10 protein-coding genes are annotated in these 20,187 nt (G+C 46.8%); 5 read left to right on the top strand and 5 right to left on the bottom strand.

The window, feature by feature from the left end; all coding sequences use genetic code 11:
- Window positions 1-37: 37 nt before the first annotated feature.
- The 3 genes from QUB39_RS07170 to QUB39_RS07160 all read right to left on the bottom strand — a co-directional run bounded on the left by QUB39_RS07170 (window position 38) and on the right by QUB39_RS07160 (window position 12,226).
- Window positions 38-9,904 carry a tetratricopeptide repeat protein gene (locus tag QUB39_RS07170; protein ID WP_333485041.1) on the bottom strand — a complete coding sequence of 3,289 codons (9,867 nt, stop codon included), beginning with the start codon at window positions 9,902-9,904 and terminating at the stop codon, window positions 38-40.
- 252 nt (window positions 9,905-10,156) lie between these two features.
- Window positions 10,157-11,215, bottom strand: coding sequence for a homogentisate phytyltransferase (locus tag QUB39_RS07165; RefSeq protein WP_333208299.1), 1,059 nt, complete (start codon window positions 11,213-11,215; stop codon window positions 10,157-10,159).
- A gap of 36 nt (window positions 11,216-11,251) precedes the next feature.
- Window positions 11,252-12,226, bottom strand: a complete 975-nt coding sequence (locus tag QUB39_RS07160) for a methyltransferase domain-containing protein (RefSeq protein ID WP_333208298.1) — start codon at window positions 12,224-12,226, stop codon at window positions 11,252-11,254.
- A gap of 219 nt (window positions 12,227-12,445) precedes the next feature.
- Between QUB39_RS07160 and QUB39_RS07155 the strand changes: the two genes are divergently transcribed.
- Both QUB39_RS07155 and QUB39_RS07150 read left to right on the top strand, forming a co-directional pair.
- On the top strand, window positions 12,446-13,780 hold the full coding sequence (locus QUB39_RS07155) for a TrkH family potassium uptake protein (protein ID WP_333208297.1): 1,335 nt from the start codon (window positions 12,446-12,448) through the stop codon (window positions 13,778-13,780).
- Between the two features lie 139 nt (window positions 13,781-13,919).
- Window positions 13,920-14,615 (top strand): TrkA family potassium uptake protein, encoded by a 696-nt coding sequence (locus QUB39_RS07150; protein WP_333053191.1) that lies wholly within the window; start codon window positions 13,920-13,922, stop codon window positions 14,613-14,615.
- A gap of 340 nt (window positions 14,616-14,955) precedes the next feature.
- Here QUB39_RS07150 and QUB39_RS07145 read toward each other — a convergent pair whose 3' ends face one another.
- A complete protein-coding gene (locus QUB39_RS07145; protein ID WP_333053190.1) occupies window positions 14,956-15,189 on the bottom strand; it encodes a hypothetical protein in 234 nt (77 codons plus the stop codon).
- A gap of 310 nt (window positions 15,190-15,499) precedes the next feature.
- Between QUB39_RS07145 and QUB39_RS07140 the strand changes: the two genes are divergently transcribed.
- Window positions 15,500-16,099: a sulfite oxidase-like oxidoreductase gene (locus QUB39_RS07140; protein ID WP_333053320.1), complete on the top strand. Its 600-nt coding sequence runs from the start codon at window positions 15,500-15,502 to the stop codon at window positions 16,097-16,099.
- Window positions 16,100-16,726: 627 nt separating this feature from the next.
- A complete protein-coding gene (locus QUB39_RS07135) occupies window positions 16,727-17,419 on the top strand; it encodes a PEP-CTERM sorting domain-containing protein (RefSeq protein WP_333208296.1) in 693 nt (230 codons plus the stop codon).
- A gap of 779 nt (window positions 17,420-18,198) precedes the next feature.
- Here the strand turns inward: QUB39_RS07135 and QUB39_RS07130 are convergent.
- Window positions 18,199-18,492 carry a mechanosensitive ion channel domain-containing protein gene (locus QUB39_RS07130; protein WP_333053187.1) on the bottom strand — a complete coding sequence of 98 codons (294 nt, stop codon included), beginning with the start codon at window positions 18,490-18,492 and terminating at the stop codon, window positions 18,199-18,201.
- Between the two features lie 353 nt (window positions 18,493-18,845).
- On the opposite strand from QUB39_RS07130, the gene ahcY reads away from it, so the two are divergent.
- Window positions 18,846-20,123, top strand: a complete 1,278-nt coding sequence (ahcY, locus tag QUB39_RS07125) for an adenosylhomocysteinase (RefSeq protein WP_333047387.1) — start codon at window positions 18,846-18,848, stop codon at window positions 20,121-20,123.
- The last annotated feature ends 64 nt before the right edge of the window (window positions 20,124-20,187 follow it).

The following is a 20,187-nucleotide window of genomic DNA, read 5'->3' as shown; positions in this document are numbered from 1 at the left end:
GGAGGATCGAATTCTATTCGCCGTAAAAAGATGATTGTTAAATCGAATTTGATATAACATCCAAAAAACGCTTAACCTGTTTTTCCCAAGTCCAATCCAGCATGAAATTAGCCGCTGCTAAACCGCGACTTTTAGCTTGTTGCCGATTAGTATAAACTTGCTCCAAAGCCTCGACAACTTCTGCCACATCAGACTCTCCCCAACCTTCTACACCGGAAAAAGGAGGAGTTAGTTTAACTCGTCCTTGACTCCATAAAGGATAGCAAATGTGGCTGTAAATCAAGTCTAAATGACCAGTATTTGCTGATAAAATAGTCGGAATTCCGCAGGCCATACTTTCCATCGCGACTAAATTAGTACCGCCTTCACAGCGGTTGGTGAAAACAGCGCAGTCGGCTTCTCGCAAAATTTGTCCGGTGAGGTGATTGGGAATTAAGCCTATGTCGATAAAAGAGTCAACGGGCAAACCGTTAGCCACTAACCATTGCGAAATTCCTAAACTTCCGTCCCGGTTGATATTGGGAAGTCCCGCAACGTTTCCAGTTTGTTCGATTCCTAGCATATACTGAGGCCAGAAGTTGTGCCATGTTGTTAGTAACAAAGCCTCTGGATGTTTGGCGCGAAATCGTTTGAAAGCGGCAATTACAATATCTTGACCTTTGCGATATTCCAGTTTGCCGCCGGAGAAAATGACGAAGCGATCGCCAAATAGATTAGATTTGGGTGCAGGATGGAAAATTGTGGGATCAATTCCTTGATGTACCATCGCCACATTAGTCAAGCCGCAGCTTCTCAAAACATCGGCATTCCAGTTGGAACCGGCGACAATCACGCTATATTTTTTGGCTGTTTCTAGTGCTTCTGCTGTGATTCGCGTGTCTTCAAAAAATATGACTCCTATTTGACAATCGCTGGTAATTTGATTGTCAACTCCAGAGGATGCTAAATTATTCCCTAAAGCGTAAAGTACGGGAAAATTACAACTGATTTGTTTGTCGGAATTGGTTGCTACTAATTCCTGAAAACTTTTGTGCTTTTCAATGACAGGTAACAACAGCGATTTATGCAGCGGATTCATCGATTCTGAGGTGATTGATGGCGGTGTTAAAAGTGCAACTTCCCAGGCAGGATTTTGCCGCAGTTGTAGTGTTAAATTCAGGGCGTAAATTCCCCAGCCGCTGGTGATGCCGATCGGCCAACTGATGCCCATTCCGGTAATTTGTGGGGGAGTTTCTGGGGGTTGAAGCCGAGGCGGAGCCTCTGAATATGCGTTACCAGGCAGAGCTTGGTAACGAGTAGATTGTAGGGGCGGTGCCTCCGTGCCCGCCCTCTCTAGCAAGGCTGCTTTTATACGATCGCACACTCCATCCCAATCACCGGCTTTTTGTTGCCTAAACAGACGCACAGTGGGATACCAAGGGCTATCTTCGCGTTCCAGCATCCAGCGCCAATCGGGCACAAAAGACAACAAAATCCAGACTGGTTTGCCCAAAGCACCAGCCAAATGCGCGACAGAAGTATCTACACAAATTACTAAATCGAGTTGCGAAATAATTGCTGCTGTGTCGGCAAAATCGACGCAATTTTCGCTCAAATCTTCAATTTTGTGTTGCTTTAATAAAGTAATATCGCCCCCTGACAAATCTTTCTGAAGACTGTAAAAATTCACTCCAGGAACATCTACAAACTTCACAAAATCGCTCAATTTACACGATCGCCGATGGTTGTTGCGGTGCAGCGGGCCGCCCGCCCACACGATACCTACTTTGAGTTTATTGTTCGGCTTTAAATAAATTTTAAAATCCTGTGGCGGTGCTAAATAAGGAATATTCGCCGGTATATTTTCCCAAGTAGTTCCCAGAATTCTGGGCAAACTTAGCAGCGGGGCTTGCACTTGAAAATCAATCAAATCGCTCGGCTTGACTCCAATTCGATCGACTCCGGCAATTCCTTCAAATAAACGCTTCAGCAAGACATGACAAGCCACAATAACTTTGCCGCCTTTTTGCTTAACTAAAGCTGCGTAGCGGATAAATTGTATCGTATCACCAAAACCTTGTTCAGGGTGCAATAAAATTGTTTTTCCCTGCAAATCAGAGCCGTCCCAAAGTGGTTTCTCAAAAGAGCGCGGATCCAATTGTTGAGTTTGCCAGCGCGATTCGTACTCCGCAAAACCACGCTCAAAATTTCCAGTTAAGAGCAAAGCTAAGGCTAGTCTCAAGCGCCAATTTGGCGAGTTGGGACGTAGTTGAATTGCTTTATTGTAGAAGTCGATCGCCTCTGCGACTTTTCCTTGTTCTTCGAGGGCGGAACCCAAATATAAGTTTGTTTCGCTCAGATTGGGATCGGTTTCTAGCGCTTGTTTGTAATGCGAAATTGCCTCGATTATTTGCCCGTTTTCCTGTTTGAGATAACCTAAACAACTGTGGGCTTCTGCGTGGCTGGGTGAGGCGGCAATTACTTGTTCATAACGAGCGGCTGCCTCTGCTTTTTTACCTTGTTTTTCTAAGGCCTTTGCTATGTAAAATTGTACCTGTGGCGGCGATAAGGCAAATCGAGGCGAAGCTTCGGTATCTCCGTTACCAGGCACAGCCTGGAAACGAGTAGATTGTAGGGGCGGTGCCCCCGTGCTCGCCCTCTCTAGCAAGGCTGTTTTTATGCTCTCTAGCAAGGCTGTTTTTACGCGATCGAATACTTCCTCCCAATCGCCCGGTGTTTGCTGCCGAAACAGCCGCGCTGTCGGATACCAAGGGCTATCTTCGCGTTCCAACATCCACCGCCAATCCGGCATAAAACACAGCAAAATCCATACGGGTTTACCCAAAGCACCGGCTAAGTGCGCGATCGCAGTATCCACGCAAATTACTAAATCTAGTTGCGATATCACCGCCGCAGTATCGGCAAAATCGTTCAAATTGTCGCTCAAATCTATCACGGGAATTTGAGTTAACAAAGTACGATTTTCAGGCGATAAGTCTTTCTGAAGACTGTAAAAACTTACACCGGGAACATCTAACAATTGCAGGAAATAGCTTAAATCGCTCGATCGCTGAAAATCCTTCAAATGTTCCGAACTTCCCGCCCACGCAATCCCAACTTTGAAATTGCCATCGGAATTTAGAGAAAATTGCCAATGCGGCGGCGCAGCTAAATAAGGAACATTTGCGGGTATATTTTCTAAATTTGTTCCCAGAATATGAGGCAAACTCATCAGCGGTGCTTGCACTTGGAAATCGGGCAATTCATCCATCCGAACCGCCACTTGTTCGATGCCAGGAATCTGCTTAAATAAACGCTTCAGTTCTTGATAGCAAGAAAGGATTACTTTGCCGCCTTTTCGCTGCACAATGGCTGCGTATCGCACAAATTGAATAGCATCGCCCAAACCTTGTTCGGATCGGAGCAAAATAGTTTGCCCATTCAAATCTGAACCATCCCAAACTGGTCGATTAAAATTCAACCGTGGCAATTTTTTCGCCTGTTCTGTTTGCCACCGCCACTCGTATTCTGCTAAACCGCGCGGCAAGTCCCCAGTTAACAGCAAAACTAAGCTTAAATTGAAGTGACTTTTAACACAATTTGCATCAAGTTCGAGAGCTTTACTGTAACACAAAATTGCTCGATTTACGTCTCCTAATTGTTCAACAGCACTGCCTAAATTAGTAAGAGCTTCTAGATAATTAGGGTTCAAAGATATGGCTCGTTCCAAGCTAGAAATTGCCTGTTCTATTTTTCCCGCCCCCAAGCGTAACGTTCCCAGGTGATAGTGTCCTGCAGGATTGTTAGGTTCTGCTTCAATTGCCCGCTCGTAAAGCCGTTGAGCCTCGTCTAGCTGAGATTGTGTTTGCATCGCCGCACCCAAATTTACCAGCGCCGGCACGTAATTGGAATTGACAGAAAGTGCTTGATGAAAACACGCGATCGCACTTGGCAACTCGCCCTGCTGCTGGAGTATCGCGCCGAGATTGTTGAGAGCTTTGACGTAAACCGGATTCAGGGCGATCGCCTTTTGAAAGCAAGATATAGCAGCCATTATATTGCCTTGATCTTGCAGCAAAATACCCAAGTTATTGTGAGATTGAGCGCAGTTAGGGTCAATTTCGCTCGCGCGCTGATAATAGGTGGCAGCTTCGGCTAAATCGCCTGTTTGGTGCAGCGTCACTGCCAAATTCGTGGCGGTCTCTATCGAATTTGGCTGCAAAACCAAAGCATTTTTAAAATAAGCGATCGCCTCGGCAAATCTTCCTTGCGCCTTGAGAATATTTCCCTGATTAAACTGTCTTTGATATAATTCAATATTGGTTAGACTTTCTCTGGGCGGTATAGCTGGTTTATGCTGGACAATTCTTTCTCTCAGCGCCAAAGCAGCTTGTTCTAAAACTCCTTCCCAATCTCCCGCTGTAGACTGGCGAAACAGCCGCGCCGTGGGATACCAAGGACTATCTTCGCGTTGCAACATCCACCGCCAATCCGGCACAAAACACAGCAAAATCCACACGGGTTTGCCCAAAGCACCAGCCAAGTGTGCCACACAAGTATCTACAGAAATCACTAAATCCAGAGCCGAGATTGCCGCCGCAGTATCCGCCAAGTCGTGCAAATAAGAGCTTAAATCTGTTACGGCTATTTGCTCTAACAAAGCGCGATCGTCTGCTGTCATTTCCTGTTGCAAGCTGTAAAAATCTGCTCCCGGAATATCTAACAGTTTTGTCAACAATTTTAGCGGTAACGATCGCACCTTATTTTGGGAATTTTTAGGATTTCCTGACCATACAATTCCCACTTTCAAATTAGTAGTTGGATTGAGAGTAAATTCCCAACCGGGCGGCGGAGCTAAATAAGAAACTTTGGCGGGTATAGTTTCTAAAGTTGTTCCCAGAAGATGAGGCAAACTCATGAGCTGCGCGCGCACTTGAAAATCCGGCGCATCCTCTGGATTAACTATTAACGCATCGATTCCAGAAACTTCTGCAAACAAGCGCTGCAAGTGCGGCAAACACCAAACAATTACCCTACCGCCTTTTTGTTTGACTAAATCTGCATAGCGGATAAACTGAATTGCATCGCCTAAACCCTGTTCCGGGCAAAGCAAAATAGTTTTTCCCTCCAAATTTTTACCATCCCAAACCGGCTGAATAAAGTTGTGGCGCCGGAACTGTTTTTCTTTAACTAGGAGTCGCCATTCGTACTCGCAAAAACCACGCTGAAAATCTCCCGCCAGCAGCAAAGCTAAACCTAAATTTAGGTGAGATTCGGGGCTAGCGACATTAAATTTAACTGCTTGGCTGTAGTAGGTGAGAGCATCCGCAAATTGTCCGCGATCGTGCAAAGCACTTCCCAAACTGGTGAGGGGATTGATATAACCGGGTTTGAGTACGATCGCCCGACGGTAACAATCGATCGCCTCTGCCATATTTCCCGCTTCCTCAAAAGCTTTGCCGAGATTGTTCAAAGCTTGTGGAAAGTCGGGTTTCAGCCTCAAAGCTTGCTGGTAGCAGGCGATCGCATCTTCAATTTTGCCCTGTTTGTGCAGGACAATTCCCAGATTGCCGTGAGCCTGTGCACTGGCTGGCGATGCCTGAATCGCTTGCTGGCAAACAGCTAAATCCTCATCCAACTTATCTGGGCTAGACAGTGAACTCAGATAAGCGAGATCAGTTTCTGCCCAATCCGGTTGCAGCGCCAGAGCTCGATCGTAGTATGCGATCGCATCGGAAATTTTGCCCTGTCGGATCGAGGCGTATGCTAAATGCTGCAAAGCCTCCACATCATTGGGAGCGATCGCGATCGCCTGTTCGTAATTCGCGATCGCCCGTTCGTAATTCGCGATCGCATCCTCCCCTTGTGCCTCCAAAGCAATTCCCAAATTCAAATAAGCCGCCGCGCAATTAGGATTGACTTGAATCGCTTGCTCGTAGCAGCTTATAGCCTCCGCCACATCCCCTTGCTCTTCCCGCAACAGGCCCAAATTAATCAGCGCTTCCGCGCAATTCGGGTTCAAAGAAAGCGCCCGCTGATATTCTGCGATCGCCTCTTCAGTCTCCCCTGCTTCCGCGAGCGCGCTGCCCAAATTGCTCGCAGTTTCCGCCAAATTACCGTCGATGAAGAGGGCTTGTCGGTAGTGCGCGATCGCCTCTGTTAGCTGGCCGGTATGCTGTTTAACAACGCCTAAATTGCTGTGCGCGGCTGCGTAATTAGGATCGATCGCGATCGCTCGCTCGTAACAAGAGATCGCACCGCCCCAATCGGCTTGCTGCTGCAAATCCACGCCCAACCGAAACTCTGCATCCGCCCCATCCGACGGGACAAATGCAGCAGCAACCGCGCCTAGAGCTTCCGCCACCCGATCGAAAACGTCCTCCCAGTCGCCCCGCTGATGCTGGCGAAACAGCCGCGCCGTCGGATACCAAGGACTATCTTCGCGCTGCAACAGCCACCGCCAATCCGGCGAAAACGCCAGCAAAATCCACACTGGTTTGCCCAAAGCCCCCGCCAAATGGGCGACAGCGGTATCGACGCTAATGACTAAATCCAGTTTGGCGATCGCAGCAGCAGTATCGGCCAAATCGCCAAAATGCGGGCTCAAATCTACGATCGACCTTTGATTCAACAGCGCGCGATCGGCCTCAGAAACCTCTTTCTGCAAGCTGTAAAAACTTACCCCCGAAACGTCCAAAAGCGGCAGAAACTGACTCAAACTGCACGAACGCTGCTTGTTTTTGCGGTGTTTTGGATTCCCCGCCCAGACAATCCCAACTTTCAAAGTGCGATCGGGCAAAAGTCCAAATTCAGCACCCGCTGGCGGAGATAAATAAGCAGTATTTGCCGGGATTGTTTGCAGATTTGTACCAAGAATATAGGGCAAACTCAACATCGGCGCTTGCACGTCAAATTCCGGCAGTGGCTCCCCTTTAACTATTAGCAAATCAATGCCCTCAACCGTTGCAAATAAACGGTGCAATTGCGGGTAACAGCCCACAATAACCCTACCGCCTTTATTTTTGACGATCGCAGCGTAGCGAATAAACTGAAGCGAATCACCTAAACCTTGTTCGGCGTGCAGCAAAATAGTCTTTCCCAGCAAATCAGAACCGTCCCATAGAGGCCGGTATTCTCTTGCCGAAACACTATTATCCGGCCCCGTCAAAAAACAGGAATGACCAGTGTGAAATTCTTTAATTTGCCAGCGCCACTCGTATTCAGCGAGACCATTTTCCAAATCTCCCACCAACAGCAAAGCCAAGGATAAATTCAGGTGAGCGCTAGCATGATTTGGATTTAAATGAATCGCTCGTCTGTAGCAGGATATCGCATCTTCTACCGCACCTTTTTCCAGAAATGTCCTGCCTAAATTGTTGATAGCTTCCACAAAATCCGGCAGCAATTCTAGAGCTTTGTGATAATAATCCAGCGCATCTTCTAAATTGCCCTGTTCTTGCAAAACAGTTGCCAGATTGTTGTAAGCTTCCCAGCTATGCGGATTAATTTCCAGCGCTCGCCGGTACAGCTCGATCGCCCTGAAAAGTTCGCCTTTTTCTTGCAGCGCCACGGCTAAATTAATCAGTGCAGGTACGAAATCCGGTTGAGCTACAAGAGCTTGCTCGTAATGTGCGATCGCCTCTTCCGCTTGACCTTGTTCCTCAAAAATCTTGGCCAAGTTGTAAGCTGTTTGAGGAATATTTGGAGCGATGGCTAAAGCTTCTCGGTAGTGCGGGATAGCGGCTTCTAATTCGCCCTTTTCTTGCTTGAGAAAACCAAAATTAATCCGCGCTTGAACGCAATTTGGCTCAAGAGATATAATCTGTTCGTAAAGGGCGATCGCCTCTTCCCGATCGCCTGTTTCCATTAAATGCTCTGCTTGCCGCAATAAATCCTCTAAAACAACCAAATTCTCCCCGCTGTTTCCGATCGCAATCGATGTCTCAATCCCCTGCGATTGCTTAGCTGCAGAGCCTTCTGCTAACCCTTCGCTCGCAATCGCAAATATTTGTTTACTCTCTTGAACTACGCTTGCACCTGTCATTTTGACAGCTACATAATCGAGGTCAGGCTTATGATTAGCCGTCATTGCGAGTGAAACGAAGTCAAGCGAATCTTTGGCAGACTCCTCGGAATAACTAGCAGTATTGGCGATCGCAAATAAACTCAAAGCCGCCTGTACTTCCTCAAACAATTCTTGCCAACTTTCCGGCTGACTTTGGCGAAAAAGCCTCGCAGTTGGATACCAAGGATTGTCTTCGCGATCCAGCAGCCAACGCCAGTCAGGAGCAAAAGAAAGCAGCACCCAAACCGGTTTTCCTAAAGCACCAGCTAAGTGCGCCACAGCCGTATCGACACTAATGACTAAATCCAGTTGAGATATAGCCGAAGCGGTATCAGCAAAGTCGTTCAAATGCGGAGTTAAATCCGGCACTAAGTGTTGGTGTAACAAAGTGCGATCGCTCTCGGACAAGTTTTTTTGTAAACTATAAAAAGCAATTCCCGGAACATCCAAAAATCGAATAAAATCGCTCAAGCTGCAAGAACGCTGATTGTCTTTCCGGCGCTTCGGACTTCCCGCCCAAACAATCCCTACCTTCAACTTGGCATCAGAAGAAAGCGCAAATTTGCACTCAGCAGGCGGATATAAATAAGGAACATTTGCTGGTATTGTTTCCAGAGTTGTCCCCACAATTCGCGGCAAACTCATCAGCGGCGCGTGAACATCAAATTCTGGTAAACCTTCCAAACGAACTGATAAATATTCAATGCCGGCAACTGTCGCAAACAACCGCATCAGTTCTGGATAGCAAGCCACCATAACTTTAGCCCCTCGGCTGCGAAGAATCGGCGCGTAGCGAATAAACTGAATAGAATCGCCAAAGCCTTGCTCGACGTGGAGTAAAATAGTTTTTCCCTGCAAATCCGAACCATCCCAAACCGGCTGTTTAAATTGCCTCGGTTGTAGTTGCGGAGTGCGCCACCGCCACTCATATTCAGCAAAACCGCGCTGAAAATCTCCGAACAATAGCAAAGTTAAGGCGAATTCCAGGTGGGCGATCGCGTTTTCTGGCTGCAATTCCAAGGCTCGACTGTGACAAGAAAAAGCTTCTTGAAATTCTCCTAAATCGACCAAAGCGTGTCCGAGATTATTAATAGCCTCCACGAAATCTGGCTTTAAATTTAGGGCTTGTCGGTAGTGGGATATTGCTGCTTTTGCATTGCCTTGTTCGTGAAAAAATGCTCCTACATTGTTGTGAGCTTCGGGATTGTTGGGGTCTAGTTTTACCGCTTGCTGGTAGCAGTTGAGAGCTTCTGCTAATTTACCTTGCTGCTGCCAAACTGTTCCCAAACCCATCAGGGAATATGTCAAATTTGGATTGATTTTTAAAGCGTGCTGGTAACAGGCAATTGCCTCATTTAAGTAATTCTTCTGTTTAAATATATGTCCTAAATTGTGCGCTGTTTCGTGCAGATTGGGGTCAATTCGCAGCGCTGCTTGGTAATATAAAATAGCTGCATCTATTTCGCCTAATTGCTGTTTTGACCAGCCCAAATTATTGTAGGCGAGTGCGGAGTTGGGCTGGATTTTGATGACTTGTTCGTAACTGGCGATCGCCCTTTGATACTCGCCTACATCGAGCAAAAGATTAGCCTTATTTAAATGTGCTTCTACAAAATCGCGGTTTTGGGCGATCGCCTTTTCGTAAAAGTCGATCGCCTCTGCAATCTTTCCCTGCTGTCTCGCCGCTATTCCCAACAAACACAGCACGTTTGCTGATTCCGGCTGCACTTCTATTATTTGCCGATACAAATTCTCAGCTTCTAACAAACGTCCCGCTTGGTGATGTTCCCAAGCTAATTTCAAAGAGTCTTCGGCACCCAGTGTACAGGCAGATTTCCGCAATTTTTTTTGAGAAGCCATAGTTGTCTTAGTTGTTTGGGAGTTCGCTAACTGGTAATTGCCAACTTCTTCTAATGTGTTAACTCTTCCTTCCTTCTTCCTTCTTCCTTCTTCCTTCTTCCTTCTTCCTTCTTCCTTCTATCCTTTACATCCGTTACATAATCCGTTGCCGAACTTCCGACTTCCTTCTTGCTTCTTCCCCCTTCCATCGGAGTGACATCCGTTACATCCGTTACATCCGTTACATCCGTTACACAATCAGTTGCCGAACTTCTACCCCAACAAACAAGCTGCGGGGAAAATCAGATATTCTAAGAAAAACAACTTCCAGATAAACTGATAAAATGCCGCAATTTCTATTTTATCGTCCAAATCAACTTTCGCGCTCCAAAACCACATCAAACCCAAAGCCGCCAAATGAGAAACTGCCAGAAACACTAAATTAACATTAGACAATACGATCGCTCCCGCAAAAGTCGCGCCCAAATAACAAACCGTCAACACCCAGCGAGATAAATTAAAGACAGCCGGCTTGCCCAGCTCAATCGTAAACGTAGTAATATTATATTGCTTGTCCCCTTCCATGTCGGGGATATCTTTAAAAATGGCGATCGCAAACGTAAACACCACAACAAAAACCGTCAGCACCCAAACTTCCGCAGGAATCTCAAAAGACACACTCTCCAAACTCCAGCCAGAAAAAGCGCTTTTCGCCCCTCCCAAACCCAACACCCAATTAAAGTGCAAAAATAACCCTAAATTTACGATCGCGCCCCGCACCGTAAAAATGCACAGCGCCGCCCACAAAGGAAACCGCTTCAGCCGAATTGGCGGCAGAGAATAAGCAGTCCCGATCGCCAAACTAACACCAACAGTAGCCAGCAAAAACGGGCCTTGTAAAACAGCAGTCAAAATTGCTATAATTCCCGTTGCAATTACAATTAATTCCCCGGTTTTCCTAGAAAACGCTCCCGACGCGATCGGCAAATACGGCTTATTAATTTTATCAATTTCAACATCTTCTAACTGGTTCAATCCCACAATATAAATATTGCCGCAAATGCAAGCCAACCAGGCAAAAGCTAGGGGCAAAAGTACAGGATTAACAAATAGCCGCGAACTTTGGGCGATCGCGTACAAAGCCAATACACTCAAGCTAGTACCCACAATTGTGTGCGGCCGAGAAAACTCCCAAAATGCGCTCACCCAGCTTTGCGGAGCCGAGCCATTCTTATCAATCCAAGACTTGCCAATCGAATCATTGCCCATAAATCTCACACCCACGCCAAAAAAATAATATTCTGTAGGGTGCGTAATACGCACCTTACTCATTAACTCAAAACTCAAAAATTCTCTGATATATGCCTGTTATTTTACAGCACAAATCATGCCAAAACGAATCAACCCGCTCTGATATCCACGGCTCATCAATCCGAGAGCAAGTGCTGCTTGAATAGTCGTCCAACCGCTAGTTAGCAAACCCCAAATCGCGCTCGGAGTCAAAGCAGAATCGATCACCACATCCCAAAAAGGAGCAACAGATTTTGACCAATCAGCCGTGCGAATACTTGTCAAAGGCAAACTGCGGACAATTTCCTCATATTCCGGCAAAGAAATCACATAAGGCAAAGCATAAACCCGGTAAATTTCTGCCAATTGCTTTCTCTCTTCATCAGTTAATTCACCCGCCGTTTCTCCCAGCGGGCGGTGACACCAAGTTGCCAATATCAAAGTTCCTCCCGGCTTGAGTACGCGGCAGCATTCCTGCAAAAACTTAATTTTGTCTGGCATATGTTCGCCGCTTTCGAGCGACCAAACCAAGTCGAATGACTCGTCAGGAAAAGGCATATTCAAAGCATCGGCCACCAAAAAATTCACATTGCTTTCAAGCCCAGCAATTTTAGCGCGTTCGGTCGCTCTGTTGGCCTGTACCGGACTCAGAGTAATCCCGGTAGCTGTAACGCTAGCGCCCGTTTTGTTGAGTTCGGGCGATCGGCTAAAATCTCGATCGACCCCGCCATCCAACTTTAAATTATTTTGAGCGATCCTCTTCGAGGGCTGCGCTAACGAACTAAACTTTTCCGTCAAATACAGCGTGCTGCCGCCGATCCCGCAACCGACATCGAGAATGCGGTAAGATTCACCCAGTGCCTTCTCTGACGGGACTCCAGCCCAAGCCAGCAGTTCTTCTATCAAATCTATCTGAGCCTGTCGGCGCTCTTTTTTCAAATTGCCATCCGGGCCGTAGTAACCGTGGTGCATATGTTCGCCCCACACCTGCTCCCACAAACCGCTAGAAGCGTCGTAAAGTTGCTGAATTTGCTGGTAAAGTGTTGATGTCATCGCCGGATCGCAAGTTATTAAAGGAATTCTACCGTTATTTTCCCGCTGTTGTCATAGAAATTGGCGATTGAGTTCGATCGGTCTCCGGCCTTCGCCAGATAGAGATGTCCTGATTTCAAGCCCGACGATATATTTGTGGGTTCCCTCTCAAATCCCAAATCCAAAATCTCAAATCTCAAATCCCAAATCTAAAATCTAAAATCTAAAATCTAAAATCGAATGACTGTCTCGCGAACCATTGCTTTGGGCTTTCTCGCTGTCATCCTCGCAGGTACTCTATTGCTGATGATGCCCTTTTCCACAATTGATGGAACTTGGAGCGATCCAATAACAGCACTGTTTACCTCTACTTCCGCTGTCTGCGTCACGGGCTTGTCGGTTGTAGATATCGGAAAATATTACTCTTTTTGGGGGCAACTGTGCCTAGTTTTACTGGTGGAAATAGGAGCCTTGGGCTACATGACAGCCACGACTATCTTGCTGCTGTTATTGGGCCGTCGCTTTGGCTTGAAAGAAAAAATTGCCCTGCAACAATCTCTCGACAAATCCGGGCTAGCCGGCGTAGTGCAACTCGTGCAGTCAATTCTAGCAACAACCGTTTTGTTTCAATTAACAGGAGTGTTTTTGCTGATGACGGTTTTCGTCCCCCAGTACGGATTTAAAGACGGTCTGTGGTTGGCGGTATTTCACAGCATTAATGCCTTTAACAACGCGGGTTTTAGCATCTATTCAGATAATTTGATCGGCTACATCAATTCGCCTATGGTTAACTTCACAGTCTGCAGTTTAATCATATTTGGGGGAATCGGCTATCAAGTCATTATGGAATTGTACCTGTGGCTGCGCGATCGCTTCAACAAAAGCCCTATCTGCACAGTTTATTCCCTAAATTTCAAAGTCGTTACCACTACAACTGCTGTCCTTTTGATTTTAGGAACGCTAGCCTTTTTTGTGCTGGAATACGACAACCCAGAAACTTTCGGCTCTCTAAATTTTCCTCAAAAGGTGATGGCAGCTTGGTTTCAATCTGTTACTTCCCGCACGGCGGGATTCAATACAATTGACATTGGCAAAATGAGCGAAGCATCGCTATTTCTGACTGTCGCGCTGATGTTTATCGGCGCCAGTCCTGGCAGCACCGGCGGCGGAATCAAAACCACAACTTTTAGAATATTGTTTTGCTGTACCACAGCAGTTCTCGAAGGTCAGGAAGATGTGGAGTGCTATCAGCGTCAAATCCCGCCAGCAATGATTCTAAAAACTATTAGTGTAGTCTTCGGTTCCATGTTGGTCGCGTTCACATCTGCAATCTTAATTGAGTTGACCAATCCCGAACTAAAATTTATCGAAGTGCTATTTGAAGCAGTTTCAGCTTTTGCTACGGTCGGCCTTTCCACAGGGATTACAGCCAAGATTTCAGCGATCGGTAAGCTGGTTTTGATTGCTACAATGTACATAGGTCGTGTTGGCGTGCTGATGCTGATGAGTGCCGCTGTCGGCGACCCCAAACCCAGACCTTTTAAGTATGCTGAGGAAAGTTTGTTAGTGGGATAAAAAATCCTGCCTCGTTGCTGATAATCTAAACAATGGGTGACAACCCAAATCAACTTTTACTACTTACCCAAAAATCAAAAGGAGGCGGCGCTGTCTCTGCTAACATTTAAACAGCAAGACGCTCAGCGCTGGATATTCAGTGAACCTGTCATCTTTAAATTTTTTTCGCACTTTGCGCGCCGACAACAAGCAGTTTGCCGTTATTGGTTTGGGACGCTTCGGCAAAGCTGTGTGTTCTACTCTGCACGGTTTGGGTTACGAAGTCCTGGGAATTGACACCGATGAAAAAAAAGTAACTCAAGCTTTGAACGATCGCATTGCGGCTCACGTTTTGCAGTTAGATTCTACTGAGCCTAGCGCTCTTGCGGAAGCCGGTATATTTGAATTTGAAACAGTAATTGTTGCGATCGGCAATTATCTAGGAGAAAGCATTACCACAACCTTAAATCTTAAGGAAGGCGGGGTAGCTCACGTAATAGCCAAAGCTTCTTCGGAAACTCACTTAAAACTGTTGAAAAAAGTCGGCGCAGATCATGTAGTTTTTCCCGAACGAGAAATGGGCTGCTCTTTGGCCCGCCTCCTTACAAAACCCAGCATTTTAGAACGCTTTGACCTCGACCCAGCTCACAGCATCGTTGAGTTGCTAGTTCCTGAAAAGTTTGATGGCAAAACCATCTCCGAATTGGAACTCCGGCGCAGGTATGGTTTGAATTTGCTAGCAGTCGGTCGTGGCGACAAGTTCGAGATCAATCCGCAGCCAAGCGAACGCTTGAGAAAAGGCGAGGTGATGGTAGTAATTGGTTCTAACAAAGATATTAATCGCTTGCCAATTTAACAGATCGACATTTTACCCACATACAGCAACAGTCCTCGACTCAGAAACCCAGTGTCTTGTGTTCCGAGTGTCTCACTCCTAAGCAATTATTGCTGGATGTGTGACAATTTCAGACCCTCACAAACCCGGTTTATTTTAGATAAACCGGGTTTTCCTGTCCATCTTTATGTTCTAATTTTTAACTAAAATATGTAAATTGAATTTCACCAATTCTAGGGTTTTTTCCGCCTTTGCGACCCCCTTTGAGAACTTAGCCAGACACATTGCAAAAAATTTTAACAAGGTAGCAGCACTCGATCGTCGCGCTCCCGCAAACCCTAGGAGCGCTAGCCCTAAAATTTCAGCCGACTTTCAAGATTTTTTGCAAATAAGCTTTGCCCAAAACCAGTACCGCCAATACTAGAGCAAGTTCAACAGGCCAAGGACACGCCGCCACCAACCAAATTAACGAACAAATTCCAATAATTGCAGCTATGGGAGCCGGAATTCCGTCTAGCGTTCTGTTGTCAGTCCCGGCTGTCACCCACCAAGCAATCAAGCAGATCGTCAACGGAATTAAGCAACTTGCGATCATGATTTTTACCCCATCAATTTTTTTACATATGGCATCTGAGCATATTGTAACAATACATCAAAGATTCGGAAATGCGCCATTAATTACGGTAAAATTTAAGGTTAGGAAATTCATCCGCTGGGGTGATAAATTTTATAATTTTTAGCTTGGTCTCTCTCAGAAGGCAGAAGTAGGTTGGCATCAGGCAGGATTTAGGGATTTTTCTTTCTAGAGAAGTCCAGAAAGCTTTCTACCTTGAGAAGAATTGCGATGCGCCCCTCTATGCAAGTTATACTCAGGATTGCAGTCAGTTACTGTAGAGCGTGAATCCATGCTGGGCAAATTTTTTCGCAAGCCAGAATCAGAAAACATCGATCGCGTCCCCCCGGGTCAATACCTCGCCAACGGCTTTCCTGTGCTGACCTACGGCGATACACCCTCCGTCAGCATTGAGAGTTGGGAATTTAAAGTCTGGGGATTGGCAAAACCACAAACCTTCAGTTGGTCGGACTTCCAGGCCATGCCCCAAAGTAACTTTACTGCGGATTTTCACTGCGTCACCCGGTGGTCAAAACTCGACGTGCAGTGGACGGGAGTCAAAGTCACCGATTTTATGAACTGCATAGAAGTCGATCCGAAAGCTATGCACGTCCTGGAACACTGCTACGGCGGCTACACGACTAACATTGCGATCGCCGACTTCCTGAGAGAAGAAAACTTTTTCGCCCACACCGTCTTCGGCGAACCTCTATCCGCAGACCACGGCGGCCCAATGCGGCTCGTAGTTCCCCACTTGTACGCTTGGAAAAGCGCCAAATGGATTAACGGCCTGGAGTTTACAGAAACCGAAGAACTCGGTTTTTGGGAACGCAACGGCTACCATCGGCGGGGCGAACCTTGGGCAGAGGAACGCTACAGCGGTCTGTTTTGATGCGGGCGATCGGGAGCAAAGACGGGGCCACAGCTTCTCTATACAATCTTTGTTGAGGGGCAATCCGGTCTTTTACCGCTTCAATCTGCGGAAATTGCATCTTCTCGATCCCATCTTGGGGATATCTCACACCAGGGGTTCTATTTAATTCAACCAAAATACGTAGACCACACGATCGCATTTTGTACGTAATTTACCTGATAGATAAACTACTTTAACTCCCATACATAAGCCCCAAAAAACAAATATTCCCAGTTTAGGGTTAATAGAAAACTTCTGGAACTGTCAGTACCCACGAATATTACCGTATTTATACTTAAGTGTTTGCTATTGAGGATTTAGACTTGAGACTATAAAAAAAAGTAGCCATAAGCCCGATCCAAATCACTTAAGTTCATCCGCGCTCCCCTGCCCGCGACTGCAAGGTTTCAGACCACAATATTTATAATTATTTAGTGGGTATTATTAGGGATCGATCCCCCGCCCGCAGATGTGATAGAGAGAATTTATGAAGGATATGTAAAGCCTTGATAAAGAATATGTCAAACTTTACCTAAAGTGCGCCAAATACAAACAAAGTATCGCATAATGAAATTATTAAGACGATCGCACAAAAGGAACAGGTTTATGAATACCAAACTCTTATCCGCCCTAACAGCTACCGCCGCCGCCACAGCTCTGTTTGGCGCCGGAGCTCCAGCTCAAGCCTTCTCCTTTGGCACCAACGGCATCACATTCAGCCAAGATACCAGCGTCAAGTTTAACTTCAAAGAATCTCACGGTGGGTATACTTCCTCTTTGGGCATCTACAGTGTGAACAACTCGGCGGCCACTCTAGTTAGCACCCTGTTTTCGGAAACTAAATCCTCAGACAACGGCTCGAGTAACGAATGGAAAGGAACTCTGGGCAATACAGTCTTGGGTTCTGGCTCGACAGTATTCACATTCCTGGCCAATCAAATTTATACTTTGGGACTCAACAGCGGCTGGGGTGGCACTGTCTACTCGACCTCAGCCTTGAATACGCGCAACCAGCAAGCAGTGTTTGGCGCGCAATCGCAACTGTGGGACGCACTCAACACAGAAAAAACGAACAGCTTCGGAGCTGCCGGAAACTTCACAAACGGAATAGGTTCTCTGTTCAATGGAGGCACACTAATCTCCTTCGACGATGGCGGTAACGGCAATGACGCAGACTTCCAAGACTTCACAGTCAGCGCAGAAGCAGTTCCCGAACCCATGACAATGACTGGTTTGGCTCTCGGTTTGGGTGGTTTGGTTGCAGCCCGCCGCCGTCGCGCTAGCAAGACGACTTCATGATTTTGTCAACCGGAACAATCTCCTCTTTTACGTGTTACAAAATAAAATTCAATTAGGAGGCGCGCTAATGAGAAATCGGCTCGCCTTTTGCTTGATTTGAAATGTCAGAAGGGAGAAGTCATATCAATTCTGGTTGCACACATCCGGAATTGTTGACTGTTGACTGTTGACTGTTGACTGTAGAAGGAGGGGTCGCCAAACTGAATGATGGTTGAGTGTTGGATGTTGACTCGATTTTACGCCCGACTTTCCAAGGGCGGATTTGAGATCGGAGGGAAGTTCGGCCCCGCCCAGAATAAGGGATTTAACGGAGTTAACGGAGGGGTGTTGAGGGAAGAAGTCAAGCGTGAAGCAAGAGGATTTTTCCAACTCTCCCACTCTCCCACTCTCCCGCTATCTCCCTCTCCCCAATCAAAATTCAAAACTCACTCACGGTAAATTGTTCGATCGTACAAAGTCACCAGTACCGATTGAGGAATGTTAATGTCCGCCCGGATGCACGCTACTTTAATCGCCACTACAGCCCTGGTGTTTGTCCGTCGCACCTATGCTGGTTCGCGCAGCGTCCAATAGCGGACAATAAGATCCAAAGAACCATCGCTAAAGCCTGAAGTATCAACATCATAGGCTACATTTAAAGGCAAGTTAGTTCGCCTGCGGGGCAGGCCTATTAGTAAGCTGTTGTGCATTTAAATTGTATATTGAGGGCGCGATCTCCTGCCCAACCCCTACTCCCCACACCAGTAAAGATTTATTTGACTATGCAATTTAAATGCGGATTAGCTTACCCGCACTGAATTGGCAAATACGATCGCCTTCGGCACGATAACTCGCTCTCCCCGATCGCTAATAACTTGAGTTGAACGCAGCAAAATCTTTTCAACCGTACCTTCAAAGCCTTCCACAATTATCCGATCGCCCAATTGAAACGGTTCGTGCCACAGCAACAATATTTCCGATAAAAAGTATTTGAAGATGTCTGGGAACGGGAAACTAATCCCTACGGAACCAAGTCCTAACCAACTGATGATATCTGCAGGGTGCCAAGCTGGGAACGCCACGCAGGCGCTCAAACTGCCAGCAGCCCAAGTGAGAGTGTCAATCGATTTTAGATTTTAGATTTTCGATTTTCGATTGAAGCCTTGACCCCACGGATCAATTCGGGGGCTTGTATCCTGGATGCTTGATTGTCAAAAAATTAAAGAAGGCCACGCTAACACAAAAGATTGAGCTCGATCGCCCGACAAGAATGTTTGACTCTCACGGTGCGGGTGACTCCATCTACTCGTTCGCTAATCATTAAAACCTAATCAAAATTTAAGATTAGCAGCGCCGACCCCGATCGAGTAAAATCACAGCACTTGCCCGCCGATGGGTTAATCTGCTAAAACTAACAAAGTTTGATGATTTCTGAGAAATAACATACATGGTTGCTACATCCGTCAAGATTAAACACGAAGTCAAAGACTTGTCCCTCGCCCCCTTGGGAAAGCAACGTATCGAGTGGGCCGGCCGGGAAATGCCCGTTTTGCGGCAAATTCAAGAACGCTTCGCTAAAGAAAAGCCTTTCGCTGGCATTCGCTTGGCTGCTTGCTGCCACGTAACCACAGAAACCGCTCATTTGGCAATCGCCATCAAACTCGGCGGTGGCGACGCCGTACTGATCGCCAGCAACCCCTTGAGCACTCAAGATGACGTAGCAGCTTGCTTAGTTGAAGACTACGGCATTTCCGTCTTCGCCCTCAAAGGAGAAGACGCGGCTACCTACGAACGTCACGTCTACACAGCCCTAGACCACCGCCCCAATATTATCATCGACGACGGCAGCGACGTGGTAGCGGCCCTGATCCAGCACCGCCCGAACCAAATTTCCGACTTAATCGGAACTACCGAAGAAACTACCACAGGCATCGTGCGCCTGCGGGCCATGTTGAAAGACGGCGTGCTGACTTTCCCCGCAATGAACGTCAACGACGCCGACACCAAGCACTTCTTCGACAACCGCTACGGTACCGGTCAATCTACCCTAGACGGCATTATCCGCGCTACCAATATTTTGTTAGCCGGTAAAAATATTGTGGTTGCAGGTTACGGTTGGTGCGGCAAAGGCACGGCACTGCGCGCCCGCGGCATGGGTGCTAACGTAATTGTCACCGAAATCGATCCGATTCGGGCGATCGAAGCAGTGATGGACGGTTTCCGCGTCATGCCGATGGACGAAGCAGCAACAGTCGGAGATATATTCATTACCGTTACCGGCAACAAACACGTCATTCGTGCCGAACATTTCGAGACAATGAAAGACGGCGCAATTGTTTGCAATTCCGGTCACTTCGACATTGAAATTGACCTCAAATCCCTCGGCGCAAAAAGCACCGACGTGAAAACAGTCCGGTCTTTCACTCAAGAATATCACCTCAATAATGGCAAGTCGATTATTGTGTTGGGCGAAGGCCGTTTGATCAACTTGGCAGCCGCCGAAGGACACCCCAGCGCCGTGATGGATATGAGCTTTGCTAACCAAGCTTTAGCCTGCGAATATCTAGTTACGAACAAAGGCAAACTAGAGCCTGGTATTCACTCAATTCCCGTGGAAGTTGACAAAGAAATTGCCCGTCTCAAATTGGAAGCAATGGGTATTCACATTGATACCTTGACTGCCGAACAAATTGAGTACACAAACTCTTGGACTTCGGGTACTTAATCATAGTATTCTCGTTCCCAGGATCTGCCTGGGAATGAATGCAGCAAGGCTCTGCCTCCCTCAT

This window comes from Microcoleus sp. AT8-B5, assembly GCF_036705565.1.
Taxonomy (GTDB): Bacteria; Cyanobacteriota; Cyanobacteriia; order Cyanobacteriales; family Microcoleaceae; genus Microcoleus.
This window is presented reverse-complemented; position numbering and strand designations above follow the sequence as displayed.

Bases quoted from the DNA above. Each gene is read 5' to 3' on its own strand.
- QUB39_RS07155 (WP_333208297.1), top strand. From the start codon at position 12,446: ATGACTGTCTCGCGAACCATTGCTTTGGGCTTTCTCGCTGTCATCCTC.
- QUB39_RS07165 (WP_333208299.1), bottom strand. From the start codon at position 11,215: ATGAGTAAGGTGCGTATTACGCACCCTACAGAATATTATTTTTTTGGC.
- QUB39_RS07140 (WP_333053320.1), top strand. From the start codon at position 15,500: ATGCTGGGCAAATTTTTTCGCAAGCCAGAATCAGAAAACATCGATCGC.
- ahcY (WP_333047387.1), top strand. From the start codon at position 18,846: ATGGTTGCTACATCCGTCAAGATTAAACACGAAGTCAAAGACTTGTCC.
- QUB39_RS07170 (WP_333485041.1), bottom strand. From the start codon at position 9,904: ATGGCTTCTCAAAAAAAATTGCGGAAATCTGCCTGTACACTGGGTGCC.
- QUB39_RS07160 (WP_333208298.1), bottom strand. From the start codon at position 12,226: ATGACATCAACACTTTACCAGCAAATTCAGCAACTTTACGACGCTTCT.
- QUB39_RS07145 (WP_333053190.1), bottom strand. From the start codon at position 15,189: ATGATCGCAAGTTGCTTAATTCCGTTGACGATCTGCTTGATTGCTTGG.
- QUB39_RS07135 (WP_333208296.1), top strand. From the start codon at position 16,727: ATGAATACCAAACTCTTATCCGCCCTAACAGCTACCGCCGCCGCCACA.